A 24,016-nucleotide genomic window follows, 5' to 3' on the forward strand; every position below is an offset into this window, starting at 1 on the left:
GGGGCGCGGGGCGAGGGCGGCGCGGGCCTCAGAGCCCGGTCAGCACGGGCGTGGCGGCCTGCACCGCGCTGCGCCGGTGGTAGAAGCCCAGGGCGCGCAGGCCGCCCAGTTCTTCGCCGCCGCCCGCGCGGCCCGGGCCGCCGTGCAGGGACTGCGGCATCACATTGCCGTGGCCGGTGTGCAGGGCCGCGACATCGGGCGAGATCACATGCACGCGGCCATGGCTGTCGCTCAGGTCCAGCGCCGCCTGGCGCAGCGCCTCGGCGTCCTGGCCGTAGACCGAGGCCACCAGCGACCCCTGGCCGCGGCGCACCAGGTCCAGGCCCTGGGACAGCGTGCCGTAGGGCAGCAGCGTGGCGACCGGGCCGAAGACCTCGGTGTCGTGCAGCACGGCCGGGCTTGCGTCGCGGCTGCCCAGCAGGGTGGGGCCCACGCAGCAGGCCACGGCCGGGTCGGCGTCGATCAAGGCGTGCTGGGCGCCGTCGTGCAGCACCTGGGCCTGGGTCTGGAGTTGCGCCAGGCCGGCTTGCACGGCCTCGAACTGGCTGCGGCTGACCAGGGCCCCCATGCGCACGGCCTCGTGGCGCGGGTTGCCCACGGTGGTCTTGGCCAGGCGGGCGCTGATGGCCTGGGCGGCCCGCTCGTACAGCGCATCGGGCACGAACACGCGGCGGATGGCGGTGCACTTCTGACCCGACTTGACGGTCATTTCGCGGGCCACTTCCTTGGCCAGCAGGTCCAGCGCTTCGTCACCGGCATCGGGCAGCAGCAGGGCCGAGTTGACGCTGTCGGCCTCGATGTTGGTGCGCACCGAGCGCTCGGCCACGGCGGCGTGGCGGCGGATCAGCCCCGCGGTGTCGGCCGAGCCCGTGAAGCTCAGCACGTCGAACGGGGACAGCGCGTCCAGCAGGCCGGCCGAGCTGCCGCACACCACCGACAGCGCGCCCGGCGGGAAGATGCCTGCATTGACCACGTCCTGCACCATGCGCTGGGTCAGCCAGGCCGTGGCGGTGGCCGGCTTGACCACCACGGGCACGCCCGACAGCAGCGCTGGCGCGGCTTTCTCCCACAGGCCCCAACTGGGGAAGTTGAAGGCGTTGATGAACAGCGCCAGCCCGCGGGTCGGGCTCAGCACATGCTGCGACTGGAACAGCGGGTCCTTGCCCAGGCGCACGCGGTCGCCATCCAGCAGGTGGTGGCGGTCCCCCAGGCCCTGGCCCAGCTTGGCGTAGGTGCTCAGCGTGAAGATGCCGCCGTCGATGTCCACCGCCGAGTCGTTCTTGACTGTGCCACTGTTGGCGGTGGCGATCGCATAGTAAGCCTCGCGGTGGCTTTGCAGCACCTGCGCCGCCTGGGCCAGCAACTCGGCCCGTTGCGCATAGCTCAGTGCGCGCAGCGCCGGGCCCGCCTGTTGGCGGGCGTGGGCAAAGCCCGCGGCGAGGTCCAGGCCGGTGGCGTCCACGCGCACCAGGGGGGTGCCCAGCACCGGGTCCAGCAAGGTGCTGCCCTGGCCTTGGCCGTGGTGCCATTGGCCGCCCAGGTGGTTGGGCAGCAGTTCGATTGTGCTCATGCGTCGGCTTTCGGTTGGGTGCGGGTGAAATCAATGCGGCCCTCGGGCAGCAGGTACAGCACCAGGGCGCGGCCCTGGCTCACGGTGGGGCGGTGGGCGCTGCCCGGTGGGCAGACCAGCCAGCCGGCGGGGCGGCCGTCGAACAGGGCGTCGCCGTCGATGGGCATGATCAGATCGATCTCGCCCAGTGGGTGGCTGTGGTGGGGGCCCGCGATGTCCTGCATGTCCACCACATCGACCGAGAAGCCCTGCAGGTCCTCGGCGGGCTTGAAAATACGCCCGTAGCGGATGCCGCCGCCTTCGCGCTCGCACAGCCAGCCTTCGGCGACGCCGCGCAGGCAATCGGCGCGCAGCGCCTGGTAGCTGGCGCTGTGCACGCCGTGCTCGGCATTGAGCCACTGGTCCAGCGCGGCATCGAGGGGGCGCTGGCCAATCTGGGCGGTCAGGCGCGCCAGGTTTTGGCGGAAGGTGTTTTGTGACACAGTCGGGCCTCCATTTGACAGGCAGGCTTGCGTGTCCAGGGGTGGTGAAGTATTGTGCATGTTGCGAAGGCTAATGCCACCCCCATCCGTCGTCAAGCAATATAGTTCATAAAACCGGGTTTACCCGTAGCATCAACATGCAAGAATCTCTCAACCCTGTGACAGCAGGGCCTGTGGCTGAGGCCGAGGAGCGGCATGCCGCCTTGGTGGCGCTGGGCGAGCGTGTGCGCGCCCTGCGGGCCCGCCGTGGCATGACGCGCAAGGCCGTGGCCTTGGCGGCCGACGTGTCCGAGCGCCACCTCGCCAACCTCGAGTACGGCACCGGCAACGCCTCATTCCTGGTGTTGCAGCAGGTGGCGGCGGCCCTGCAGTGCTCGATGGCCGAGCTGATTGGCGACGTCACCGCGTCCTCGCCCGAATGGGTGCTGATCCGCGAGTTGCTGGCCCATTGCGACGAGGCCACGCTGCGCCGTGTGCGGATCGCCGTGGCCGACATGCTGGGCGGTGGTGGCGTCAGTGGCAAGCCCTTGGGGGCGGCCTGGCCGCGCGTGGCCCTGGTGGGTTTGCGCGGTGCCGGCAAGTCCACGCTGGGCCAGATGCTGGCCGACGACCTCGAATACCCGTTTGTGGAGCTGAGCCGCGAGATCGAAAAGTTCGCGGGTTGCAGCATCTCCGAGATCCAGGGCTTGTACGGCATGAATGCCTACCGCCGCTACGAGCGCCGGGCCCTCGAAGAGGCGATTCAGATCTACCCCGAAGCCGTGATCGCCACCCCGGGCGGCTTGGTGTCGGACGCGGCCACCTTCAATTTGCTGCTGTCGCACTGCACCACGGTCTGGTTGCAGGCCGACCCCGAGGACCACATGCAGCGGGTGGCCGCGCAGGGCGATTTGCGGCCGATGGCCGCCAGTGCCGAGGCCATGGGGGACCTGCGCCAGATCCTGGCCGGTCGCTCGGCGTTCTATTCCAAGGCTGATTTGCGGCTGGACACCAGTTCGCAGCCGCTGCAAGCCACATTTGAGTTGTTGCGGGCCCAGGTGCGGGAGGCCTTGAAGCTGCCCTTGTGATCTCCGAACAGGAAATTTAGTGCATGTGCTTGACGCAGTTTAGTGCATGACATAAACTGCATTCGCCTGCAAAGAATGCACTATTTTTCCACACCGCCGGAGACACCCCATGAGCCACGCTGCGCCCCGTGTTGATTACCAGACCCACCCGTCCCAGTACCGCCACTGGAAGCTCAGTTTTGACGGCGCCATTGCCACGCTGACCGCTGATTTTGACGAGAACGGTGGCCTGGCCCCGGGCTACAAGCTCAAGCTCAACAGCTACGACCTGGGGGTGGACATCGAGCTCAACGACGCCATCAACCGCATCCGCTTCGAACACCCCGAAGTGCGCACCGTGGTGGTCACCAGCGCCAAGGAAAAGGTGTTCTGCTCGGGTGCCAACATCTTCATGCTGGGCGTCTCCAGCCACGGCTGGAAGGTGAACTTCTGCAAGTTCACCAACGAAACCCGCAACGGCCTAGAAGACTCTTCCAAGCACAGCGGCCTGAAGTTCCTGGCGGCGGTCAATGGCGCCTGTGCCGGTGGGGGCTACGAACTGGCCCTGGCCTGTGACGAAATCATCCTGGTCGACGACCGCTCCAGCGCCGTCAGCCTGCCCGAGGTGCCGCTGCTGGGCGTGCTGCCCGGCACCGGCGGCCTGACCCGCGTGACCGACAAGCGCCATGTGCGCCACGACCTGGCCGACATCTTCTGCACCACCACCGAGGGCGTGCGCGGCCAGAAGGCCAAGGACTGGCGCCTGGTCGACGACATCGCCAAGCCCGCGGTGTTTGCCCAGAAGGTGCGTGAGCGTGCCCTGCAACTGGCCGAACAAAGCGACCGCCCCGCCGATGGCCGTGGCGTCACGCTGACCCCGCTGCAGCGCAGCGTCGAGGCCGATGCGCTGCACTACGGGCATGTCAGCGTGGCCATCGACCGCGCCAAGCGCACCGCCACCTTCGTGGTCAAGGCGCCCACCGGTGCCCAGCCCAGCGATGTGACCGGCATCGAGGCCGCCGGCGCCGCCTGGTACCCGCTGGCCCTGGCGCGCGAACTCGAGGACGCCATCCTGTCGATGCGCACCAACGAGCTCGACATCGGCACTTGGCTCATCACCACCCAGGGTGACGCCGCCGCCGTGCTGGCCATGGACGCGGTGTTGGTGGCCCACGCCCAGCACTGGCTGGTGCGCGAAACCATCGGCCTGCTGCGCCGCACCTTCAGCCGCCTCGATGTGTCGAGCCGCAGCCTGTTCGCGCTGATCGAGCCGGGCTCCTGCTTTGCCGGCACCTTCCTCGAGCTGGCCCTGGCCTGCGACCGCAGCTACCACCTGGCCCTGCCCGACGACGAAGCGCGTGCGCCCAAGATCATGGTCGGCGAAACCAATTTCGGCTTCTACCCCATGGTCACCGGCCAAAGCCGCCTGGGTCGCCGCTTCTACGACGAGGCCGCCCCGATGGACGCCGTGCGGGCTGCCGCAGGGCAGGCGCTTGACGCCGACGCCGCCTACGCGCTGGGCCTGGTCACCTTGAACCCCGACGACATCGATTGGGCCGACGAAGTGCGCATCGTGATCGAGGAGCGCGTGGCCATGTCGCCCGACGCCCTGACCGGCATGGAAGCCAATCTGCGCTTCAACGGCCCCGAGAACATGTTCACCCGCATCTTCGGCCGCCTCACCGCCTGGCAGAACTGGATCTTCCAGCGCCCCAACGCGGTGGGCGAACAAGGCGCCCTCAAGGTCTACGGCAAGGGCAACAAGGCGGCCTTCGACTGGAACCGCGTGTGAGCGGCGCCGTCATCCACTGACACCAGGTTGTGCGGCGCGGATCAGGGTGGCGCGCCGCAACCCCAGTTCTTCCACCGAAATTCGTCTTATCACGGAGACATCCATGTCCAGCATCGACTACAGCGAAAAGATCCCCAACAACGTCAACCTGGCCGAAGACCGCACTTTGAAGCGCGCGCTGGAGCAGTGGCAGCCCAACTACCTGGACTGGTGGAATGACATGGGCCCGGACGGCAGCCACGGCTTTGACGTCTACCTGCGCACGGCCGTCAGTGTCGACCCGCAAGGCTGGGCCCAGTTTGGCCACGTCAAGATGCCCGACTACCGCTGGGGCATCTTCCTGAACCCCGCCGAACAAGACCGCAAGATCCACTTCGGTGACCACAAGGGCGAGAACGCCTGGCAGGACGTGCCCGGCGAGTACCGCGCCAACCTGCGCCGCATCATCGTCACCCAGGGCGACACCGAGCCGGCGTCGGTCGAGCAGCAACGCCACCTGGGCCTGACCGCGCCCAGCCAGTACGACCTGCGCAACCTGTTCCAGGTCAACGTCGAAGAAGGCCGTCACCTGTGGGCCATGGTCTACCTGCTGCACAAGTACTTTGGCCGCGATGGCCGCGAGGAAGGCGAGGCGCTGCTCGAGCGCCGCAGTGGCCAGGAGGACAACCCCCGCATCCTGCAGGCCTTCAATGAGCCGACGCCGGACTGGCTGAGCTTCTTCATGTTCACCTACTTCACCGACCGCGACGGCAAGTTCCAGCTCTGCGCCCTGGCCGAGTCCAGCTTCGACCCGCTGGCCCGCACCACCAAGTTCATGCTGACCGAAGAAGCCCACCACATGTTCGTGGGCGAATCGGGCGTGAGCCGCGTGATCCAGCGCACCTGCCAGGTCATGAACGAGTTGAAGACCGACGACCCCGCCAAGCTGCGTGCCGCCGGCGTGATCGACCTGCCCACCATCCAGCGCTACCTGAACTTCCACTTCAGCGTGACCATCGACCTGTTCGGTGCCGACGAGTCGAGCAACGCCGCCACCTTCTACAGCACCGGCCTCAAGGGCCGCTACGAAGAAGGCAAGCGTACCGACGACCACCAGCTCAAGGGCCAGAGCTACAAGGTGCTCAATGTGCAGAACGGCCAGCTGGTGGAGAAGGAAGTCCCGATGCTCAACGCACTCAACGAGGTGCTGCGTGACGACTACATCAAGGACTCGGTGGGCGGTGTCGAGCGTTGGAACAAGGTCATCGAAAAGAACGGCATCCCGTTCCGCCTGACCGTGCCGCACAAGGCCTTCCACCGCAACATCGGCGCCCTGGCCGGTCTCAAGCTGACGCCCGAGGGCCGTGTGGTGTCGGAAGCCGAATGGCAAGCCAAGAAGAACGACTGGCTGCCCTCGGCCGAGGACCGCGCTTTCGTTGCCAGCCTGATGGGCCGTGTCACCGACACCGGCAAGTTTGCCAACTGGATCGCCCCCCCGGTCATGGGCATCAACCGCCAGCCGGTGGACTTCGAGTACATCCGGTTTAACTGAGCCCCCACGGTCGTGCACTGCGTGTCACTCCCTGCCCCCCAAGGGGGCCCCAGCCGCCTTGGGGCGGCCCGGCGGCGGCTGGAGCTAGCCCCCACGGTCGTGCGGGGCGTGTCACGCACTGCCTCCCAAGGGGGGCCCAGCCGCCTTGGGGCGGCCCGGCGGCGGCTGGAGCTAGCCCCCACGGTCGTGCAGGGCGTGTCACGCACTGCCTTCCAAGGGGTGGGTGATGCGCCTCGGGCCCGCTGCGGCGTGCCCGCACCCGGGTGAACCCGCTTGTCAGCCCCTCTGTTTCCCTTGACCCTAGCCCTCAAGCCCCACTTACCCCGTCGAGACAAGCCATGGACCTGAGCGAACCCCAAGTCATCCGCCAGCACCTGATCGACCCCGAGATCTGCATCCGCTGCAACACCTGTGAGGCCACCTGCCCGGTGGGGGCCATCACGCACGATTCGCGCAACTACGTGGTCGATGCCGACAAGTGCAACCTCTGCATGGCCTGTGTGCCGCCGTGCCCCACCGGTTCGATTGACAACTGGCGCGACATGCCGCGCCAGCTCGCGTATTCCCCCGAGGTCCAACTGACCTGGGACAGCCTGCCGCCCGAACTGAGCCCCGAGCAACTCGCGGCCGCCGCGGGCGGGGCCCCCGCGCCCGAAGCCGCCGCCACGCCGCAGGCGGTGTCGGCCCCCGAGGGCGAGCGTTTCAACAGCGCCCAATACGGCGCCACGGTGCCGCCGTGGTCGGCCGCCCACGCCTACACCAACCTCTATGGCCCCAAGGCGGCCGAGAAGCACGTCACCGCCACCGTGGTCGGCAATGTGCGCGTGACCGAGGTGGGCCGCGACTACGACACCCACCATGTGGTGCTGGACTTTGGCCAGATGCCGTTCCCGGTGCTCGAGGGCCAGTCGATTGGTGTGCTGCCCCCGGGGGTGGATGCGCAAGGCCGCCCGCACCATGCGCGCCAATACAGCATCGCCAGCCCGCGCAACGGCGAGCGGCCCGGCTACAACAACCTGTCCCTGACCATCAAGCGCGTGCTGCAAGACCCGCAAGGCCAGCCGGTGCGCGGCGTGGCCAGCAACTACATGTGCGACCTGCAGGTCGGTGACAAGGTGCAGGTGATTGGGCCGTTTGGCGCCAGTTTCCTGATGCCCAACCACCCGCGCTCGAACATCGTGATGATTTGCACCGGCACCGGCAGCGCACCGATGCGCGCGATGACCGAATGGCGCCGGCGCCTGCGCCAGTCGGGCAAGTTCGAGGGCGGCAAGCTGATGCTGTTTTTCGGCGCCCGCACGCCCGAAGAGCTGCCGTACTTCGGCCCGTTGCAGAACCTGCCCAAGGACTTCATCGACATCAACTTCGCGTTCTCGCGCCAGCCCCAGAGCCCCAAGACCTATGTGCAGGACTTGATCCGCCAGCGCGCGGCCGACCTGGCGCCGCTGCTGGCCGACCCCAACACCTTCTTCTACGTTTGCGGCCTCAAGAGCATGGAAGAGGGCGTCGTGCTGGCGCTGCGCGATGTGGCCCAGCAGGCGGGCCTGTCCTGGGACACGCTGGGCCCGGCGCTGCGCCAAGGCGGTCGCCTGCACCTGGAGACCTACTGAGCATGCGCTTTGCCGAGTTTTCTGTCGGGCAGGTCATCGAGGCCGGCCCCCGCTTGCTGGAGCACACCGAGCTGCTGGCTTTTGCCCAGCGCTACGACCCGCAGTGGTTCCACACCGAGCCCGACCGCGCTCAGGCAGGCCGCTTTGGCGGCCTGATCGCGAGCGGTTGGCAAACCTGTGGCATCGCCATGCAAATGGTGGTGGAGAGCGCCTTGCACGGGTCGGAGTCCTTTGCCTCGCCCGGGCTGGCTTACGTCAAATGGCCACACCCGGTGCGCCCGGGGGACGCGTTGAGCCTGCGCGCCACGGTGCTGGAGACGCGGCGTTCGCAAAGCCAGCCCACGCTGGGCATCTTGCGCTGGCGTTGGCAGTTGTTCAACCAGGCCGGGACCGAGGTGCTGGACCTCGAGGCCACCAGCCTGTTCGATTTGCCGCCCTGAGGCGTGGCCCGGTCGGGCCCGGCCTCAGTGGCTGGTGACCCGGTCGCGGCCGTTCTTTTTGGACGCGTACAGCGCGGCGTCGGCGCGCGCGATCAGCGAATGGGCGTCGTCACCGGGGCGCAGTTCGGCCAGGCCGCTGGAGATGGTCACCGTCAGCACCACCTCCTGGGTGCTGCGGTTGCGCAGCTTCATGGCCTTGGTGCGCGCGCGGATGGTCTCCGCGATCTGCAGGGCTTCGACTTTGCTGGTGTGCGGCAGCACGATGGCGAATTCCTCGCCGCCGTAGCGCGCCACCGCGTGCGCGCTGCGCGTCACCGAGGTGCGCAGGATCTCGCTCAAGCCCTGAATCACCCGGTCGCCCATCAGGTGGCCGTGGGTGTCGTTGACGCTCTTGAAGTGATCGATGTCGAGCATCAGCAGGCAATGGCTTTCACCCGGCGCCGTCGGGTGGCTGAGCAGGGCCTGCAGGCGCTGGTCAAAACCCTTGCGGTTGAGCAGGCCCGTCAGCGGGTCGAGCATGGCCTCTTCGCGGGTCCGTTCCAGGTCGCTGCGCAGGCGCTGGATCTCGCTCTGGCTCTGGCTGACGCGGCTTTGCAGCGCGTCGACGGCCGACTTCATGCCGACGGTGCCCTCGAGCGCGCGCTCCAGGTGGGGCCGCAGGGGCGTGTTGGGGCTTTGCGATTCCAGCACCTGGGTCAGCTCGTTGAGCTGCACCCCGAAGGTGCCCGCCTGCTGACCGGTCTCCGAGGCCGACTCGGCCACGGTGGTCATCAGGCGCTGCATCTCATCAGCGATCATCTCCACCTGCTCGGTGTCGGCGGGGGCGATGTGTTCGCGGTACAGGTTCAGCACCGTCTCGTCGTCCATCGGCAGTGCCTGGCTCAGGCGCAACTCGATGGCGGCATTGAGCTTGGGGTTCATGCCCGAGGCGTACTCGTACCAGAGCGTGAAGGTCAGTGGGTTGAACGCCGCCGAATGATGCCCCATGTGGGCCAAGGTCAATCGGAGCAGTTCGGCACTTCTCGCTTTGGTTTCGGTGTATCGCATGGGGAACCCCGTCGCGCGCCGGGGAGGTGGTTTGTCTGCGCGCAGTCCATGACCCTGGGCCTGTGGCTGTGCATGCGTTCTGTTACATCCAAGTGTATGCCAAGCAGGGCGCCGCCTGCGCAGAACCGCGCATTGAATTTGGCGTGCGCAGCCCGGGGGGCGCACGCCGGGTCCCCGCCCGGTGTGGCGCGGGGCGGGGCGCCGTCAGTCGCTTTGGATCAAGGCGCGCACCGGCGCCAGGTCGTGGGCCAGCGCGTCGGCCATGGCCTCAAAGCCAAAGAAGCGCAGGTAGTCCGGCACCTGCTGCACCAGCATGTCAAAGCCCGGGTGGTAGCGCACGCCGGCGGCCTCGCAGGCCCGTTGCAACGGCGTGCCGGCGGTCTTCATGAGGATGTCGAACACCACGGCCTGCGGGTCCAGCGCCCGCACGTCAAAGGGCAGCGGGTCGTCGGCGCGCAGGCCCAGCGGCGTGGCGTGCACCACCAGGCTGTAGCCCGCGGGGTCCAGCGTGGCGGGGGCGCGCAAGGGGCAGGCGCTGTCGGCTTGCAGGCGGGCCGCCAGCGCATTGGCGCGACCCGGCACCGCGTCGTACAGGGCCAGTTCGGCCAGCGGGCGTTCAGACAGCGCGGCGGCAATCGCCATGCCCGCGCCGCCGGTGCCCACCAGCAGCACGCGCTGGCCGGTGGTGGCCACGCCCTGGTGGTCCAGCGCCTTGACCAGGCCCAGGCCGTCAAACAAAGCCCCTTCCAGGCGGCCGTCGGCCCGGCGCCGCAAGGCGTTCACCGACGCGGCGCGGCGGCCCGCGGGGTTGCAATGGTCGATCCAGTCCAGCGCCGCGGTCTTGTGCGGGATGGTCAGCCACAGGCCGTCCATGTTGCCGGCGCCCAGCACCCCCCGGACAAAGGCTTCGCAGCGCTCGGGGGCCACATGGGCGGGCACCAGCACGGCGTTTTCACCGAAGCGTTGGAACAGGGGGTTGAACAACTGGGGCGCGCGCACTTGGGCGACGGGGTCACCCAGCACAAAGAACACCCGGGTCAGGCCATTGATGGACATGAACAGCAGGGCTGCGGGGGAGGCGCAGCGGCAAAACAAGGAATGGGCCGCACTATGGCGCCCGTTGGGGGGACGCTCAAGCGGGCGGGGGTGTTTTTGGGCGGTGATCGGACGCCGCGTCCGAAATCGATGCGTTTATAGGGTTTTTACGTACCCTTGAGCGCGGCCCCGGCGGCTACAAACAGCGCATGGAGATTGACCGACAGAACATCATTGAGGGCCTGGGCAAGGGCCTGCGCGTCATCGAGGCTTTCGACGACGAGTTCCCGCGCCTGACGGCCTCCGAGGCCGCCGTGCGGGCCGACCTGTCGCGCACCGCGGCACGGCGCTACCTGCTGAGCCTGGTCCATTTTGGCTACGCGGAGACCGATGGCAAGCGCTTCTGGCTGGCCCCCCGCATCCTGCGCCTGGGGCAGAGCTACCTCAGCGCCGCCCGCCTGCCGCGCCTGGTCCAGCCCTTCATCCAGCGCCTGGCCAATGAGTGCGGTGAGAACTTCAACTTCAGCGTGCTCGACGGGCACGAGGTGGTGTACCTGGCGCGCAGCCAGAGCAACCGCATGGTGTCGATCGGGTTTTCGGTGGGCGCACGCGTGCCGGCCCATGTGGTCACGCCGGGCGCGGCCATCCTGTCGACCTGGGGCGCGGCCGAGCTGCAAACCTGGGTGGAGCAGCATGAGTTCAGCGCCTTCACCGCCACCACGCCGACCGATGCCGAGTCCTTTTTGCGCGAGGTGCACGCGGCCCGCGATCAGGGCTACTGGGTGGCCGAGCAGCACCTGAACACCGGCCTGCGCGGCTTTGCCATGCCCGTCAAGACCCGCAAGGGCGAATGCGTGGGCGCGATCGGCTCGACCATGACCATGCAACTGAGCCGCGAAGAGGTGGTGGCGCGCCTGCTGCCGCGCGTGGCCGAAGTGGTGCAGACCCTGCGTCAGGTGTTGTGAGCCGGGGCGGCGTTGGCAGTCCGCTGGGCCCGCCCCCTCGCAGCGCCTGAGCGGGCCGGGCGGCCTCAGGCGCGGCGCGTGGCCCAGGGCGGCAGCGGGGCTGCCTTGCGCAGCACATCGTCGTGCAGCCAGCTGGCGGCACGGCGCGCGCGCGCGGCCACGGTGTCCAGCGGCAGCTGCTGGTAGTCCTCGTTGAAGACCTCGAAGCTGTAGTCACCGACATAGCCCAGGCGGTCCAGGCGCAGCGCCAGGTCGGCCAGCGGCTCGCTGTGGGCACCTTCACCCGGGAACACGCGCAGGCTGCGCGCGGTGGTGATGCGGTCTTCAAAGGTCGGGATCTCGTGCCACATGAAGTCCGACAGCTGGACCAGGAAGATGCGCTCGGGGTCCAGCTCGGCGATGGCGTCCAGCGGCGTCTTGGCGGCCAGGATGTGGAAGGTGTCCAGGCACAGGCCCAGGTTGGGGCAGTCGGCGTCGCAGACCAGGTCCCAAGCGGTGACGAAGTCGTTCACGCTGCGGCCCCAGGACAGGGCCTCGTAGGCGATGCGGATGCCCAGCGGCACGGCCAGCATGGCCAGCTTGCGCAGGTCGGCGGCCAGGTGGTCCCAGTCGCTGCTGGCGTGGGGCGAGGTGGTGGAGCTCAACACCAGCAGCTGGCTGCCGGACTGGGCGCAGGTTTGCAGCAGGCTCTTGGCAATGTCCACCTTGTACTCGTGCAAGGGGCCCGTCAGGCCTTCGTAGTCGCGCAGCACCTGGAACCCCGTGGGCCGCAGGCCGCTGGCCTGCACCGCCTGCACGGCCTGGGCCACCCCACCGGGGTGGCCCACCAGGTCGCGGGCGTGCAGCATCACCTGCGAGAAGCCAGCCTGGCGCATGGCGGTCAGCCGGGCCTCCAGCGGGCCGGCCAGGGTGCTGGTGTCCATGCCAAAGCGGTCGAGCAAGTTCATGCGGTGCCCTTGTTCAAACGCTGCGGTGGACCAACTCGAACGCCACCGAGCCCAGCACCTTGCGGGTCAGGGCGCCGCGGTCTTCGGGGTGCAGGGCGCTGGTTTCAATGAACTCGATGCCGCGCGATTTGAGTTCGGCCACCGCCGCGCCCACGTCGGGCACGCCAAGGCCGATGCGCTCCAGGCTCTCGGGGGCCTGGTCGCTTTCCATCCAGGGATCGGGTTCGATCAGCTGCCACATGAACTGGCCACACGGGCTCTTGAGCACCTTGCCCTTGGGAAGGATGCCAAAGCGTTCTTCCTCGGGGATGACGCTGAAGTCGAACATGGTCTCGTAGTAGCGGATCCAGTCCTCGCTGCGGCCCACGTTGACGTACTGCACCAGGCCAAAGTAGCCCATGCCGCCGAGCGCCGGGGGGTGTTGGTCCACGGTGGGGATGGGTTTGAAGTCGATGTCGTAGATCGAAAACTCCTGCCATCGGTCCACCAGGTAGAAGCGGCAGCCGCCCGGGCCATGGATGGCGGGGATGTGCAGCTCCATGGCCTGGGCATGGCTGGGCACCGCCCAGGCGCCCAGCTCCACGCAGCGGGTGTGGGCGCGCAGCGCGTCGCGCACCCTGAAGGCCACGGCCGAGATCACCGGCCTGTTGTCGACCACGGCACTGACGCGCGCGTCGTCGGTGTTGGCGTTGACCACCACGTTCATGCTGCCCTGGCGGTACAGCGTCACCTCGCGCGACCGGTGCCGGGCGATCGGGCGGAAGCCCATCATCTCCAGCACATGGCCCAGGGCTTGGGGGCGGGTGGTGGCGTATTCAACGAATTCGATGCCATCCAGGCCCAGCCGGTTGGGCATTTCGGGTACGGATTCGCGGTCGTGGCCGGCGTCGGTCATGGGGTCCTCTCTGCTTGTGCATCCAGCGGCGCCCATTTTGCGCCGCCCCTGCCAAGGCTTCACTGATCCCGCGAGTATGCCGTCAAGCGGGTGCGGGGCGGTCAGACGCCCGCGCGGTCCTGAGGCGGGTCGGGCGCCAATCGCGCAAACCGCGCGAAATCCGCTCGCTTCGGACGGGGCCTGCCGCTGTCCGGGGGCCCGGGGCCTGGGCCTCAGTTACCCTAGCGGCCAGCTTGGATTGGAGTGAATGGACATGAGCGGCGTGTTGGAACGGACTATGCGCATCCTGGAGTTGCTGGCGCAGCACGGCCATGGGGTGGAGCTGGCCTTTGTGGCCGACCAGCTCGACATCCCGCGCAGCGCCGTGCACCGCCTGCTGACCGACCTGGTGCGCTGTGGCTATGTGCGCCAAACGCGTGAGCACGGCGACTACCTGCTGACCACCAAGCTGGTGGCATTGGGCTTCAGTTTTTTGAGCCATTCTGGCGTGATCGACATCGCTCAGCCGCTGCTGGACCGGCTGGCCGCCACCTCGGGCGAGCTGGTGCGCCTGGCGGTGGCCGATGGCCCCCAACTCACCTGGGTGGCCCGCGCCCAGGGGGCCCGTCAGGGCCTGCGCTACGACCCCGACATGGGCAGCACCGCACCGCTGGCCTGCACCTCGTCGGGCCTGGCCTGGTTGTCGGTGTTGCCCGAGGCCGAGGCGCTGGCCCGCGTCAGCGAGCAGGGCCTGGCCGCGCTGGGGCAATACGGTCCGCGCGCCCCCACCAGCCTCGACGAGGTGCGGGCCGCCTTGCAAGCCGCCCGCGAGCGCGGCTACAGCCTGGGCCTGGAGACCTACACCGCGGGCTTGAACGCCATGGCCGCGCCGGTGCGGCTGGCCGGTCAGCCGCCCTTGGGCACCCTGAGCATTGCAGGCCCGGCGGTGCGCTTCACCCCCGAGCGCATGGCCGCCCTGGGGCCGGAGCTGCTGGCCTGTGCGGCGCAGCTGGCCGCGGCCAGCGGCAGCTCGCCTTTTTTCAGCCGGCTGGCCGCCGATCTGCGCAACGGATCCAGTTCACGGACTCAGCTCACGGATCCCGGTCCCTGATCCGCGAACCTGACCCGCGTGCCTGACCCGTGCGCCAGACCCGTGCGCCTGATCGGCCCACCGGTCTCGCGGTGCCGCCCGCGGCGCGCGGGCCCGCCCGAGCGCCGGCATGGCGCGGCGCGAGGTCGGGGTTGACCTGGAGGTTGAGGCTGTCGGTCGGTGTGGCCTCAGCGCAGGCCGGCCTGCAGGGCTTGGCACAGCGGGCTCAGGCTGCGCTGCCAGTCCGGGCTGGCCAGCCAGGCCGGCACGCCGGCCAGGGCCCGGCCTTGCCAGTGCTGCTGCAGGTAGAAGAAATCGGGGTCCGGGCCCAGCACCTGTTGCGCCGCGTCGGCGGGCTGCAGTCGGCCCCACATCAAGCGCTCGCCCAGGCGAGCGCCCAGGTAGGCCAGCGCCTGCCGTTGTGAGCCCGGCGACAGCGGGCGCGGCGGGGGGCTGCACAGCAACTGGTCAATCGCATTGACGTGCTGGATCAACGGTTCGGGCAGCTGCCAGGCCTGCATCAGCAAGGCCCCGACCTCGCTCGCGCACAGGCCCAGTTCGGCTTGTTCTCGGCGGCAGCGGGTCAGCAGGTCTTGGTCGGCCAGGGCCAGCAAGGTGGCGCTGGGCAGCAGCGAGGCCATGGCCAGCCGACCCAGGAAGGACAGCAGCACCTGGGTTGACAGGGCGCCCGGGTCGGGCAGGTGGCAGGACTGGGCCAGGCGCAGGCTCAGCTCGCTGGCCAGCGTGCTGGCCCCCCAGACCTGGTCGAAGTACCGTTTCACGGCGGGGTCGCCGGCCTGGAAGGCGTCCTCCATCATGTAGCGCAGGCAGATGCCGCGCACCGTGTTCAGCCCCAGGTAGGTGACGGCCGGGCCAATGCTCAACACCGGGGCCTGCAAGCCAAACAGCGGCGAATTGACGGCCGCCAGCACCTTGGCCGCCACTTGCGGCTCGCCCTGGATCAGGTCGGCCAGGTCGCTGGAGCTGGCCTGGGCCAGAAAGTCCGGCGCGATCAACTGGTGCAGCGCGCGCGACGGCTGGGGCACGCGCTGCAAGGCCGCCACGATGGCGCGCTGGCGGCCCTCCGACAGACTGGCCCGGGGCACCCAGCGCAGCTCGGCGAGGGCCGCCGGGGGCGCTGCGGGCGGGGGCGGGGACAGGGCGCTGTCACCGCGTGGGGGCGCTGACGCTGCCGGCGCCTGGGCGGGCGCCGCGAGGGGGCGAGGCCCGGGCGGCTTGGGGGCCTTGGGCGACATCGGGGGCGCAGAAGGTCCGGACGGCCCTGATCGGTTGGCACCGCCGCGCCGGCGCCACAGCCAGGCCAGGCCCAGCAGCACCAGAACCAAGACCCCGAGCCCTGTCAGTAATTTCATTTTTGTTCCTCCTCTGTGCGATCCGCGACCACGCCCCGGCCTGGTCTGCGGCAAATTCCCTCATTCGGACGCCACACGACCGCTTGGGGGCGCAAGGCCCGGGCGATTCCTGTTACAAACACGGTTGCAAAACACGTTCCTGCTTCGATTCTCACCTCATGGCCATCGATTCCTCGCGCGACATCGCAGACACCCAGGCCTTGGTGATTGATGGCAACACCACGTCCCGCTCCATCCTGGTGCGCCAACTGCGCGACTACGGGGTGGGCAACGTGGTGCAATGCAGCCGCATCCAGGACGCCCGCAACCGGCTCGAACACACGGTGTTCGACTTTGTGTTGTGCGAGCAGTTTTTTGCCGAGCACCACTACTCCGGCCAGACCCTGCTGGACGACCTGCGGCGTGCCCACCTGCTGCCGTTTGCCACCGTGTTTTTCATGGTCACGGCCGAGGCGTCCTACGGCGCGGTGGCCGAGGCCGCCGAGTCCGCGCTCGACGGTTACCTGCTCAAACCCTTCACGCCCTCGACCTTGTTCGAGCGCTTGAGCCTGGCGCGCCTGCGCAAGCGCCACCTGCAGCCGATCTTTGAAGCGCTGGAGCGGCAAAAGCTCGAGCACGCCGCCGACCTCTGCCTGCAGCGCTTTCAGGCGCGCGAGCCCTATTGGCTGTACGCGGCCCGCATCGGCGCCGAGTTGTTGTTGCGCCTGGGGCGTCCGCGCGAGGCCGAGGTGCTCTACAAGGCGGTGCTGGCCGAGCGCGCCATGCCCTGGGCCCGCCTGGGCATTGCCCGGGCACAGATCGAGGCAGGCCAGTCCAGCAAGGCGATGGGTAGCCTGCAGAAGATGCTCGACGACGACCCCAGTTTTGCCGACGCTTACGACGTGCTGGGCCGGGCCCAGGTCGAAGGCGCCGACTTCGGTGGCGCCATGGGCACCTTCCGGCGAGCGGCCGAGCTGACGCCCGAGTCGGTGGCGCGGCTGCAGAAGAGCGGCATGATGGCCTACTACACCGGCGACCTCAAGGCCGCCAAGGTGTGGCTGGCCCGCGCCACCATCCTGGGCTTGAACTCCAAGCTGTACGACTTCCAGTCCTTGGTGCTGCTGGCGTTCTGCTACCTGGCCGAGCGCGACCGGCGCGGCCTGGAGCGCTGCCTGGCCGACTTCGGCCGCATCGCGCACCGCCACAACGGCAGCGCCCGTGTGCGGCGTTTCAGCGAAGTGGCCCAGGTCTTGAGCCACCTCTACAGCCAGCGTTTTGACGAAGCCGTGGCCGGTGTCACCGCCTTGGCGAACGAACTGGTGCAGCCCGACTTTGACTTTGAGGTGGCCTGCAACCTGTGCAACCTGCTGGCGGTGATCGAGGTCGCCTCGGTGCGCTTGCCCGAGGCCGAGGACTGGGTGCGCCGCATCGGCCTGCGCTTTGCCAACACGCGCGGGCTGGCCGAGCTGATTGCCAACGCCTGCCAGCTGCACCCGCCCTATGGCGATGTCGTGCGCGCCAGCCTGGCCCACATCAACAGCCTGGCCGAGGCCTCGATGGGCCGCAGCCTGGGCGGTGACGTGACCGGGGCGGTGGAGCAGTTGCTCGAAGGGGCCGACGACACCATGAACACCAAGCTGCTGGACCTGGGCCAGCAGATCCTGACCCGCAACCAGGCCCGCATCCCGCAGCACGCGGAGCTGCAGCAACAGATCGACACCCTGCGCAAGCGCTGCGGCATCGGCCCCGCGCGGGCCATGCTGGGCCAGGAAGGCGAGCGTTCGGCAGGCGGTGTGGCCCTGCGCATCCGCGACCGCGAAGCCGCCCGCGCCCGGCAACAGGAGAGCTTTGCCCAGCTGCGCGAAACCGCCCAGCAGGTCGAGCCGCCCAACGACCAGCACGACAGCGACGTGCTGGCCCAGGCGCTGCGCTTGCGGCCCACCTGAGCCGCTCGAACGCCCCGCCGCAGGGGGGCGACTCAGTGCCTGCGTGGGCGGGCCCCGACAGCGCAGGCGCTGCGGCTGGCCCCTGACGCGGGCCCGGCCCCGCGCGCGAGGTCAGGCGTGCGAAGTTAGGCGTGCTGGCCCGACCTGACCAGATCAGATCAGATCAGGATCGCCAAGGGTTCGCTGCTCCGAGCCCTACCTCACCAGACCGACAGCGTGTTGGTCAGCACGCGTTGCAGCCAGTTGCGTTGGGCGGCTTCGGACACATCGCCCTGGCCGGCCATTTCAAGCCGCGCGTTGACCACATCGCTGGAGGCCACCACGTTGCCGGACTTCAGGTCCTTGGGGTCGACCACGCCCGAGAAGCGCAGCGTGCGCACGCCGCCGTTCAAGGCCACGCTGCGCTCGCCCGCGACCACCAGGTTGCCGTTGGGCAGCACATTGATCACGGTGGCGGCCAACTGGCCCGTGAAGCTGCTGGCGTCGGTGGTCTTGCCGGTGCCCTTGTACGAGTCGCTGCCCGAGGCCGAGGCGTCGAGGTTGAGCAGCGAACGGATGATGCCGCTGCCCACGCCCTTGACGCCCGGGCCTTTGACGGTGAGGGCGTTCTCGCGGCTGGTGTCGGTGGTCAGGGCGCTGCTGGCGTTGACGGTCTCGGAGATGTCCACCTTCAGCGTGTCGCCGATGTGGCGCGGCTTGCGGCGGTCCATGAACATCGAGGCCGAGGTCATGCCGGGCTGGAACAGCGAGCCGTTGTTGACCCGCTCCAGGTTCATCGGGGCCGGTGCGGGCAGGGCGCTCAGGGGGCCGGGCACCGTGGTGGTGGGGGCGCTGCTGCAGCCCAGCAGACCGGCGCTGGCCAGCCACAGGGCGGCGGCGCCCAGGCGCAGCTTGGCGGGCGCGGGCGATCTGCGCCGGGTGGGGGCGGCTGGGGCGTGAGCCAGGGGACGGGCAAGGGCGTGGTCAGGCTGTGGCGTGGTCATGGCAAGTTCTTTCAAGGGCGAGGTTCAGTTTTCAAAGCCTGTGAGCAGGGCGGTCACCACCGGGCCCAGCTTGTCCCGGGTGGAGCCCCATTTGCCGGCGCTGAAGCTGGAGTCCACGTTGTAGTGGCTGGTCGACAGCACCTGGCCGTTGTCGCGCTGCAGCGTCAGTGAGGCGCGGTTCAAGTAAGGCTTGTGCTGGTCGCTGAAGGGCGGTGTGGCCCAGTCGATGTAGGCGCTGTAGCGCAGCCAGACGGGGCAGCGGTCGCTCCAGGCGTTGCTGCTGTAGACCCGGCTCTCGACCGAGTGGTGGCGCAACTCGGCCTGCAGCGCGGGCACCACGTCGGGCACCTGGGTTTGGGGGTTGTATTCGATGCACACCGCCTTCACGGCCGGGTGCAGGTGGTAGATGGTGTCGCTGGCTTGGCCCTTGCTCACTTGCAGGGCCGAGCCGGTGGCCGCGCCCGCGGCCTTGGTCAGCTCCCACAGCGGCAGCGGGCTGACGATCGAGCAGCCGCTGAGGGCTGCACCCAGGCCCAGGGTGGCCAGGGCCCGCAGGGCGGTGGACGGGCGGGTGAGGGGGGCACAGGGGGGGACGGTCATGGCGAGGCTCCTTCTGGACAGCGCTGAGGGTCAGGCCAGTTCGCTCAGCAGTTGCTGGCCCCCCAGCACGCCCAGCGTCAGGTAGGCCGCGGTGCTGCTGGCGGCGTCGGCCACGGTGTCCACCACCGAGGCCGCGCCGTCGTAGACCGCGCTGGCGGCGTCACTGACGGTGTCACTCACCGTGTTGGCGGCCTCGCTCACGGTGTTGCCGACGCTGACCGCGGCGTCCTCGATGTCGTCGACCCACTCGCTGGCGGCGCTGCCCAGGCTGCTGATGAAGTCGCTGCCCTCGTCGACCGCGCTGCTGAACGCCGACACCGTGCTGTCCACCCCGCTGCTGAGGGCGCTGGCCGCCTCGCTGACGGTGGCGCTGACCGCGTCGTAGCTGCCTTCGGTGGCGGCGGCCAGCTTCTCCAGGCTCTCGGCGCTGAACGAGAACACGGCACTGACCGACTCGGCTGCCGCTTCGGCCACCCCGATCGCGGAGGCGACCACGGGGCCGAAGGCCTTGTTGTTGATTTCGTACGAGCCCGGCGTCTGCAGGCAGTTCAGGGTGCTCGTGTTGATGCTGCTCATGAGTTTCTCCAGGGAGTTGAGTGGTGCCTGAATACTAGGTTTTGCCGCTTTGGTGAGGCCCTTGATAAATCGCCGGTAAATCAGTCAATTTCCCTGAAGAAAGCATGTATCAAAATACAAATAAACATTATTTGGGTACATGCTGAATAAATTAATTCATATTTACAAAAGGTTGACCTTTTTGGGCGTCGAGGCGGTCTGAAGTCGGTTAAAGACGGGGGGGCGCAGGGCTGTTTCGGGCCGCATGGGACCGCACAGGGCCAGGTCGAACGGACGCTGGTGCGGGGCGGGCTGGACTCTGCCGGTCGAGCAGAAGGCGCTGCGGGAGCGGGCCGCGGTGGCGTCGCCGTGCCGACCCCGCTGCGTGGGCGGGGGCCAGCCGGTGGTGGTGGTGGGGTGTTGGGGGGGGCTTGCTGGGGCCGTCGCGCGGGCGCTGGCCAGATGCCCAGGCCGCCCCAGCCGACGTCCCGTCAATCCGTGAGGTATTTATCCAGGGCCCTCATGGGAGCGATTCGGCGGTCGCGCCGGTGTCGCCATGGGAGCTGCCTTTGTACCAATTTTGAAATTATTCAGGGTTAACCTGAATAATGATTTTGAGCCCCGTTCCACGGCTGGGCTTGGCACCTCGGCAGCCGGCCGGCGGGCCCCGGAGGGGGCACGGCCTGGCAGCCGCGCCGACCCGGCGCGTGCTGGCCCCCGGCGCGGCCTGCGCGGCGACGAACGGGCGTGATGCGCTATCGTTGGCCCTGAATGGGGGGTTGGCGTTGGGCCGGGTTCCCCCTGGCGCGGGCCCCCTTGGGGGCTCGGGCCTTCTCAACTGACCGACTCACTGCCATGCCCTTGCGCCCCACTTTTGCTGTTGCTGCCTGGACCCTGTGTGGCCTGGCAGCCCTGGTCTGTGCCCGCCCCACGGCGGCCGCGGAGGTGATTCACCGCCCGGTCCGGCCCAGTGCCGCCGAGCCAGCGGACGGTGGCACGGCCCAGGGGCCGCTGGGCTATTCGCCCCTGCACATGGACCGCAGCGTGGACCCGCGGCAGGACTTCTACCGCTATGCCAATGGCCAGTGGTTGCGGCAGCTGCGCATCCCGGATGCCGAGCCCGAGGTGGGCGGTTTCTCGATGCTGGCCAACCAGCTCGACGCCCAGTTGCGCCAGCTGGCGGTGCAGGCCAGTCAGGGCCACGCGCCCCAGGGCAGCCCGTCCCAGCAAGTGGGTGACTTCTACCGCGCGGCCATGAACCTGGCGCAACGCAATGAAGCCGGCTTGCAGCCGCTGCAGGGCGACCTGGCCGCGGCCTTGCGGGCCAGCAGCCCGAGCGAACTGGCGCAGCTGTCGCTGCGCTTGCAGGCCCGCACCGGCAACTCGCCCTTGCTCAGCTGGGCCACCCTGCCCGACCTGAAGGACAGCCGGCGCGTGCGGCTGAACCTGCAGCTCGGTGCCTTATCGCTGTCGAAGGACCAGTACAGCGACCCGGCCAGCCAGCCGGTGCGCGACCTGTACCTGGCCTACATCGCCCGCGTGCATCAGCAACTCGGTGATGCCCCCGAGGTGGCGGCCGCCAAGGCCCGCACCATCCTGGCCCTGGAGACCGAACTGGCGGCGCCGCGGCTGACGCCCCTGCAGCTGTACGAGCCCGCGCGGATCTACAACCTGCTCAGCGTGGACGAGGCGCAGGCCCTGATCCCGGCCATCGACCTGCGGGCCCTGGCGGCCGCGGCCCGCCTGACCCTGCCCGAGCGGCTGCAGGTCCAGGACCTGGCCGGGCTGCGCGCCCTGCAGCAGCAGCTGGCGACGCGGCCGGCAGCCGAGGTGCAGGCGTTTTTGCACTGGTCGGTGCTGGCGCTGAACATGGACGCCCTGGGCCAGCCCTGGTGGCAGCTCAGCCAGGACTACCAGCGTCAGCGGGATGGCCTGGCGGCGCCCCCACCGCTGGAACGGCAGGTGGTGCAGGCCCTGTCGCAGCAGCTCTACCACCCGCTGTCGCAGCTGTACGTGCAGCACTTCTACACCGAGGCCACGCGGCGTGACATCACCCGCATGGTGGGCCACATCAAGGCCGAGTTGGCGCGCCGCCTGAAGACCAACCCCTGGCTTGATGCCCCGACCCGCGCGGCGGCCTTGGCCAAGCTGGCCCAGGTCGACATCCAGGTGGGTTACCCACAGCGCTGGATCGACTTCAGTGCGGTGGCGATCCGGCCCGACGACCACCTGGGCAACCTGCAGCGCCTGGCCGCGTTTCGCTTGCAGCGCGAGGTCGACCGGCTGGGGCGCCCTGCCGACCGTGAGCGCTTTGCCGAGGTCGGGCACACCACGCCCATCTCGGTCAATGCGGCCTACGACCCGCAGCTCAATGGCATCGACATCACCGCCGCCATCTCGCAGCCGCCCTTCTTCACCCCGGGGGCCGATCCGGTGGTCAACTACTGCACCATGGGCGCGGTGGTGGGCCATGAGCTGACCCATGGCTTTGACAGCATGGGGCGCCAGTTTGACGCCCAAGGCAATGTGCGCGACTGGTGGACGCCGCGCGCCAGCGCCGAGTTCAAGCAGCGCAACGACGTGCTGGTGGCGCAGTTCAATCGGCTCGAGTTGTTGCCCGGCCTGCACCAGAACGGCGCCCTCACGCTGGGCGAGAACACCGCTGACCTGGGGGGCCTCACCTTGGCCCATGCGGCCTTGCACCGTGCCTTGAAGGGCCGCCACCTGCCCCGGGTCGACGGCCTGAGCACCGACCAGCGCTGCTTTGTCGCCTGGTCCCAGCTGTGGATCTACAAGGCACGCGAGGAGCGCATCCGCCTGCTGGCCGCCGTCGACTACCACGCCAACAGCGCGCTGCGCGGCTGGGCCCCGTTGCTGAACCTGGGGGCGTTTCACCGCGCCTTTGGCACCCGCCCCGGTGACGCGATGTGGCGCGCGCCGGCCGACCGCGTGCGCATCTGGTGAGGTGGTGCACGCGCCGGGCCGGCCGCGGGCACGCCACCCGGGTGCGCTTGGCTGGCAGCGGCCGGTGTATAACCCTAGTCCCTCAGCCCGGTCGGGGCGTCCTGTCGGACGCCAGGCCGGCCTGCACGCACCGGCGCCCTGGGGGCCGACCGGTGCGCGACAACACCAATCCAAGGAACATCAGACATGGGCGCGCAGTGGAAAGCAAAAGGCAAAGAGTTGGCGGCCAACGCCAAGGGCAAACTGTTTGGCAAGTTGGCCAAGGAAATCATGGTGGCCGCGCGCAGCGGCGCTGACCCCTCGCTGAACTCGCGCCTGCGCCTGGTGCTGGAACAGGCGCGCAAGGTCTCCATGCCCAAGGACACGCTGGAGCGGGCCATCAAGAAGGGCGCCGGCATCGGGTCCGACGCCGTCAACTTCGAGCACGTCACCTACGAAGGCTATGCGCCGCACCGCGTGGCGGTGATGGTCGAATGCCTGACCGACAACGTCAACCGCACCGCCCCTGAAATGCGCGTGTTGTTCCGCAAGGGCCAGTTGGGCACGTCGGGCTCGGTGTCGTGGGACTTTGACCATGTGGGCCTGATCGAGGCCGAACCGGCCGTCACCGGGGCCGATGCCGAACTCGCCGCCATCGAAGCCGGTGCGCAGGACTTCGAGGCCGCCGACGAAGACGGCAGCAGCCTGTTCATCACCGCCCCGACCGACCTGGACTTGGTCAGCCGCGCGCTGCCCAACCACGGCTTCACGGTGCTGACGGCCAAGCTGGGCTACAAGCCCAAGAACCCGATTGACCCCGCCAGCCTGAGCGCCGAGCAACTCGAAGAGGTCGAAGCCTTCCTGGCCGCCATCGACGGCAACGACGATGTGCAGCACGTCTACGTCGGGCTGGGTGGCTGAGCACCAGCGCTGCGCTGCCCCCCCAATCACCAAGGCCCGCTACCGCGGGCCTTTTTTCTGGGCGGTGGCTGGCGCCTCAGTGCACCATCAGGCTCTTGGCGGCCTTGCTCTTGCCGGCGCGGGCGGGCGGGTTGCACAGGCCGCACAGGAAGTGGCGGGCGTTTTCATAGGGTTCGGTGACGAACTTGCCGCCGCACTTGGAGCAGGCGGTCATGGTGAGCATGTCGGCGTCGACGAACTTGACCAGGCGCCAGGCGCGGGTGAAGGACAGCAGGGGTTCGATGTCG

General features: G+C 68.8%; 21 protein-coding genes. 10 read left to right on the plus strand and 11 right to left on the minus strand.

What is annotated here, in order from left to right:
* Positions 1-28: 28 nt before the first annotated feature.
* Positions 29-1,570 carry a 3,4-dehydroadipyl-CoA semialdehyde dehydrogenase gene (locus PSQ40_RS15855; RefSeq protein WP_273952768.1) on the minus strand — a complete coding sequence of 514 codons (1,542 nt, stop codon included), beginning with the start codon at positions 1,568-1,570 and terminating at the stop codon, positions 29-31.
* Positions 1,567-2,052, minus strand: coding sequence for a 4-hydroxylaminobenzoate lyase (locus PSQ40_RS15860; RefSeq protein WP_273952770.1), 486 nt, complete (start codon positions 2,050-2,052; stop codon positions 1,567-1,569). The genes PSQ40_RS15855 and PSQ40_RS15860 overlap by 4 nt, the downstream gene beginning before the upstream one ends.
* 137 nt (positions 2,053-2,189) lie before the next feature.
* On the opposite strand from PSQ40_RS15860, the gene PSQ40_RS15865 reads away from it, so the two are divergent.
* The 5 genes from PSQ40_RS15865 to PSQ40_RS15885 all read left to right on the plus strand — a co-directional run bounded on the left by PSQ40_RS15865 (position 2,190) and on the right by PSQ40_RS15885 (position 8,471).
* Positions 2,190-3,119: a helix-turn-helix transcriptional regulator gene (locus tag PSQ40_RS15865; protein WP_273952772.1), complete on the plus strand. Its 930-nt coding sequence runs from the start codon at positions 2,190-2,192 to the stop codon at positions 3,117-3,119.
* Positions 3,120-3,228: 109 nt separating this feature from the next.
* Complete coding sequence (boxC, locus tag PSQ40_RS15870) at positions 3,229-4,890, plus strand: 2,3-epoxybenzoyl-CoA dihydrolase (RefSeq protein ID WP_273952774.1); 1,662 nt, start codon at positions 3,229-3,231, stop codon at positions 4,888-4,890.
* Between the two features lie 103 nt (positions 4,891-4,993).
* On the plus strand, positions 4,994-6,421 hold the full coding sequence (gene boxB, locus PSQ40_RS15875) for a benzoyl-CoA 2,3-epoxidase subunit BoxB (RefSeq protein ID WP_273952775.1): 1,428 nt from the start codon (positions 4,994-4,996) through the stop codon (positions 6,419-6,421).
* Positions 6,422-6,759: 338 nt separating this feature from the next.
* Positions 6,760-8,031: a benzoyl-CoA 2,3-epoxidase subunit BoxA gene (gene boxA / locus PSQ40_RS15880; RefSeq protein WP_273952776.1), complete on the plus strand. Its 1,272-nt coding sequence runs from the start codon at positions 6,760-6,762 to the stop codon at positions 8,029-8,031.
* A gap of 2 nt (positions 8,032-8,033) precedes the next feature.
* On the plus strand, positions 8,034-8,471 hold the full coding sequence (locus PSQ40_RS15885; protein WP_273952777.1) for a MaoC family dehydratase: 438 nt from the start codon (positions 8,034-8,036) through the stop codon (positions 8,469-8,471).
* A gap of 24 nt (positions 8,472-8,495) precedes the next feature.
* Here PSQ40_RS15885 and PSQ40_RS15890 read toward each other — a convergent pair whose 3' ends face one another.
* Positions 8,496-9,518, minus strand: a complete 1,023-nt coding sequence (locus PSQ40_RS15890) for a GGDEF domain-containing protein (protein WP_273952779.1) — start codon at positions 9,516-9,518, stop codon at positions 8,496-8,498.
* 204 nt (positions 9,519-9,722) lie between these two features.
* Positions 9,723-10,574: a shikimate dehydrogenase family protein gene (locus PSQ40_RS15895; protein ID WP_273952780.1), complete on the minus strand. Its 852-nt coding sequence runs from the start codon at positions 10,572-10,574 to the stop codon at positions 9,723-9,725.
* A gap of 188 nt (positions 10,575-10,762) precedes the next feature.
* Between PSQ40_RS15895 and PSQ40_RS15900 the strand changes: the two genes are divergently transcribed.
* Entirely contained in the window at positions 10,763-11,518 is a 756-nt protein-coding gene (locus PSQ40_RS15900) for an IclR family transcriptional regulator domain-containing protein (RefSeq protein WP_273952781.1), read from the plus strand.
* 65 nt (positions 11,519-11,583) lie between these two features.
* Here the strand turns inward: PSQ40_RS15900 and PSQ40_RS15905 are convergent, their stop codons facing one another.
* Both PSQ40_RS15905 and PSQ40_RS15910 read right to left on the minus strand, forming a co-directional pair.
* Positions 11,584-12,465: a sugar phosphate isomerase/epimerase family protein gene (locus tag PSQ40_RS15905; RefSeq protein ID WP_273952782.1), complete on the minus strand. Its 882-nt coding sequence runs from the start codon at positions 12,463-12,465 to the stop codon at positions 11,584-11,586.
* Positions 12,466-12,478: 13 nt separating this feature from the next.
* A complete protein-coding gene (locus PSQ40_RS15910; protein ID WP_273952783.1) occupies positions 12,479-13,360 on the minus strand; it encodes a 4-hydroxyphenylpyruvate dioxygenase in 882 nt (293 codons plus the stop codon).
* A 253-nt stretch (positions 13,361-13,613) separates the two neighbouring features.
* On the opposite strand from PSQ40_RS15910, the gene PSQ40_RS15915 reads away from it, so the two are divergent.
* On the plus strand, positions 13,614-14,450 hold the full coding sequence (locus tag PSQ40_RS15915) for an IclR family transcriptional regulator (protein WP_273952786.1): 837 nt from the start codon (positions 13,614-13,616) through the stop codon (positions 14,448-14,450).
* Between the two features lie 167 nt (positions 14,451-14,617).
* Here PSQ40_RS15915 and PSQ40_RS15920 read toward each other — a convergent pair whose 3' ends face one another.
* On the minus strand, positions 14,618-15,802 hold the full coding sequence (locus tag PSQ40_RS15920; protein ID WP_273952787.1) for an HDOD domain-containing protein: 1,185 nt from the start codon (positions 15,800-15,802) through the stop codon (positions 14,618-14,620).
* A gap of 158 nt (positions 15,803-15,960) precedes the next feature.
* Between PSQ40_RS15920 and PSQ40_RS15925 the strand changes: the two genes are divergently transcribed.
* Entirely contained in the window at positions 15,961-17,727 is a 1,767-nt protein-coding gene (locus PSQ40_RS15925) for a response regulator (protein WP_273952788.1), read from the plus strand.
* Positions 17,728-17,927: 200 nt separating this feature from the next.
* Here the strand turns inward: PSQ40_RS15925 and PSQ40_RS15930 are convergent, their stop codons facing one another.
* The 3 genes from PSQ40_RS15930 to PSQ40_RS15940 are packed head-to-tail and all read right to left on the minus strand — an operon-like array spanning position 17,928 to position 19,886.
* Entirely contained in the window at positions 17,928-18,710 is a 783-nt protein-coding gene (locus tag PSQ40_RS15930; protein ID WP_273952790.1) for a flagellar basal body L-ring protein FlgH, read from the minus strand.
* Positions 18,711-18,734: 24 nt separating this feature from the next.
* Positions 18,735-19,310, minus strand: a complete 576-nt coding sequence (locus PSQ40_RS15935; protein WP_273952791.1) for a Rossmann-fold NAD(P)-binding domain-containing protein — start codon at positions 19,308-19,310, stop codon at positions 18,735-18,737.
* A 30-nt stretch (positions 19,311-19,340) separates the two neighbouring features.
* Positions 19,341-19,886 (minus strand): hypothetical protein, encoded by a 546-nt coding sequence (locus PSQ40_RS15940; protein ID WP_273952793.1) that lies wholly within the window; start codon positions 19,884-19,886, stop codon positions 19,341-19,343.
* 834 nt (positions 19,887-20,720) lie between these two features.
* On the opposite strand from PSQ40_RS15940, the gene PSQ40_RS15945 reads away from it, so the two are divergent.
* Positions 20,721-22,829 (plus strand): M13 family metallopeptidase, encoded by a 2,109-nt coding sequence (locus PSQ40_RS15945; protein WP_273952795.1) that lies wholly within the window; start codon positions 20,721-20,723, stop codon positions 22,827-22,829.
* A 186-nt stretch (positions 22,830-23,015) separates the two neighbouring features.
* Positions 23,016-23,729 (plus strand): YebC/PmpR family DNA-binding transcriptional regulator, encoded by a 714-nt coding sequence (locus PSQ40_RS15950; RefSeq protein WP_273952796.1) that lies wholly within the window; start codon positions 23,016-23,018, stop codon positions 23,727-23,729.
* A gap of 76 nt (positions 23,730-23,805) precedes the next feature.
* Here the strand turns inward: PSQ40_RS15950 and PSQ40_RS15955 are convergent.
* On the minus strand, positions 23,806-24,016 hold a 211-nt coding region (locus PSQ40_RS15955; RefSeq protein ID WP_273952798.1), incomplete at its 5' end, for a FlhC family transcriptional regulator.

Source organism: Curvibacter cyanobacteriorum, assembly GCF_028649475.1.
Taxonomy (GTDB): Bacteria; Pseudomonadota; Gammaproteobacteria; order Burkholderiales; family Burkholderiaceae_C; genus Curvibacter; species Curvibacter cyanobacteriorum.

What these genes read in the sequence shown, in the direction of transcription:
- PSQ40_RS15855 (WP_273952768.1), bottom strand. Translation starts at nt 1,570, where the DNA reads ATGAGCACAATCGAACTGCTGCCCAACCACCTGGGCGGCCAATGGCAC.
- PSQ40_RS15865 (WP_273952772.1), top strand. Translation starts at nt 2,190, where the DNA reads ATGCAAGAATCTCTCAACCCTGTGACAGCAGGGCCTGTGGCTGAGGCC.
- boxC (WP_273952774.1), top strand. Translation starts at nt 3,229, where the DNA reads ATGAGCCACGCTGCGCCCCGTGTTGATTACCAGACCCACCCGTCCCAG.
- boxB (WP_273952775.1), top strand. Translation starts at nt 4,994, where the DNA reads ATGTCCAGCATCGACTACAGCGAAAAGATCCCCAACAACGTCAACCTG.
- boxA (WP_273952776.1), top strand. Translation starts at nt 6,760, where the DNA reads ATGGACCTGAGCGAACCCCAAGTCATCCGCCAGCACCTGATCGACCCC.
- PSQ40_RS15885 (WP_273952777.1), top strand. Translation starts at nt 8,034, where the DNA reads ATGCGCTTTGCCGAGTTTTCTGTCGGGCAGGTCATCGAGGCCGGCCCC.
- PSQ40_RS15890 (WP_273952779.1), bottom strand. Translation starts at nt 9,518, where the DNA reads ATGCGATACACCGAAACCAAAGCGAGAAGTGCCGAACTGCTCCGATTG.
- PSQ40_RS15895 (WP_273952780.1), bottom strand. Translation starts at nt 10,574, where the DNA reads ATGTCCATCAATGGCCTGACCCGGGTGTTCTTTGTGCTGGGTGACCCC.
- PSQ40_RS15900 (WP_273952781.1), top strand. Translation starts at nt 10,763, where the DNA reads ATGGAGATTGACCGACAGAACATCATTGAGGGCCTGGGCAAGGGCCTG.
- PSQ40_RS15905 (WP_273952782.1), bottom strand. Translation starts at nt 12,465, where the DNA reads ATGAACTTGCTCGACCGCTTTGGCATGGACACCAGCACCCTGGCCGGC.
- PSQ40_RS15910 (WP_273952783.1), bottom strand. Translation starts at nt 13,360, where the DNA reads ATGACCGACGCCGGCCACGACCGCGAATCCGTACCCGAAATGCCCAAC.
- PSQ40_RS15915 (WP_273952786.1), top strand. Translation starts at nt 13,614, where the DNA reads ATGAGCGGCGTGTTGGAACGGACTATGCGCATCCTGGAGTTGCTGGCG.
- PSQ40_RS15920 (WP_273952787.1), bottom strand. Translation starts at nt 15,802, where the DNA reads ATGAAATTACTGACAGGGCTCGGGGTCTTGGTTCTGGTGCTGCTGGGC.
- PSQ40_RS15925 (WP_273952788.1), top strand. Translation starts at nt 15,961, where the DNA reads ATGGCCATCGATTCCTCGCGCGACATCGCAGACACCCAGGCCTTGGTG.
- PSQ40_RS15930 (WP_273952790.1), bottom strand. Translation starts at nt 18,710, where the DNA reads ATGACCACGCCACAGCCTGACCACGCCCTTGCCCGTCCCCTGGCTCAC.
- PSQ40_RS15935 (WP_273952791.1), bottom strand. Translation starts at nt 19,310, where the DNA reads ATGACCGTCCCCCCCTGTGCCCCCCTCACCCGCCCGTCCACCGCCCTG.
- PSQ40_RS15940 (WP_273952793.1), bottom strand. Translation starts at nt 19,886, where the DNA reads ATGAGCAGCATCAACACGAGCACCCTGAACTGCCTGCAGACGCCGGGC.
- PSQ40_RS15945 (WP_273952795.1), top strand. Translation starts at nt 20,721, where the DNA reads ATGCCCTTGCGCCCCACTTTTGCTGTTGCTGCCTGGACCCTGTGTGGC.
- PSQ40_RS15950 (WP_273952796.1), top strand. Translation starts at nt 23,016, where the DNA reads ATGGGCGCGCAGTGGAAAGCAAAAGGCAAAGAGTTGGCGGCCAACGCC.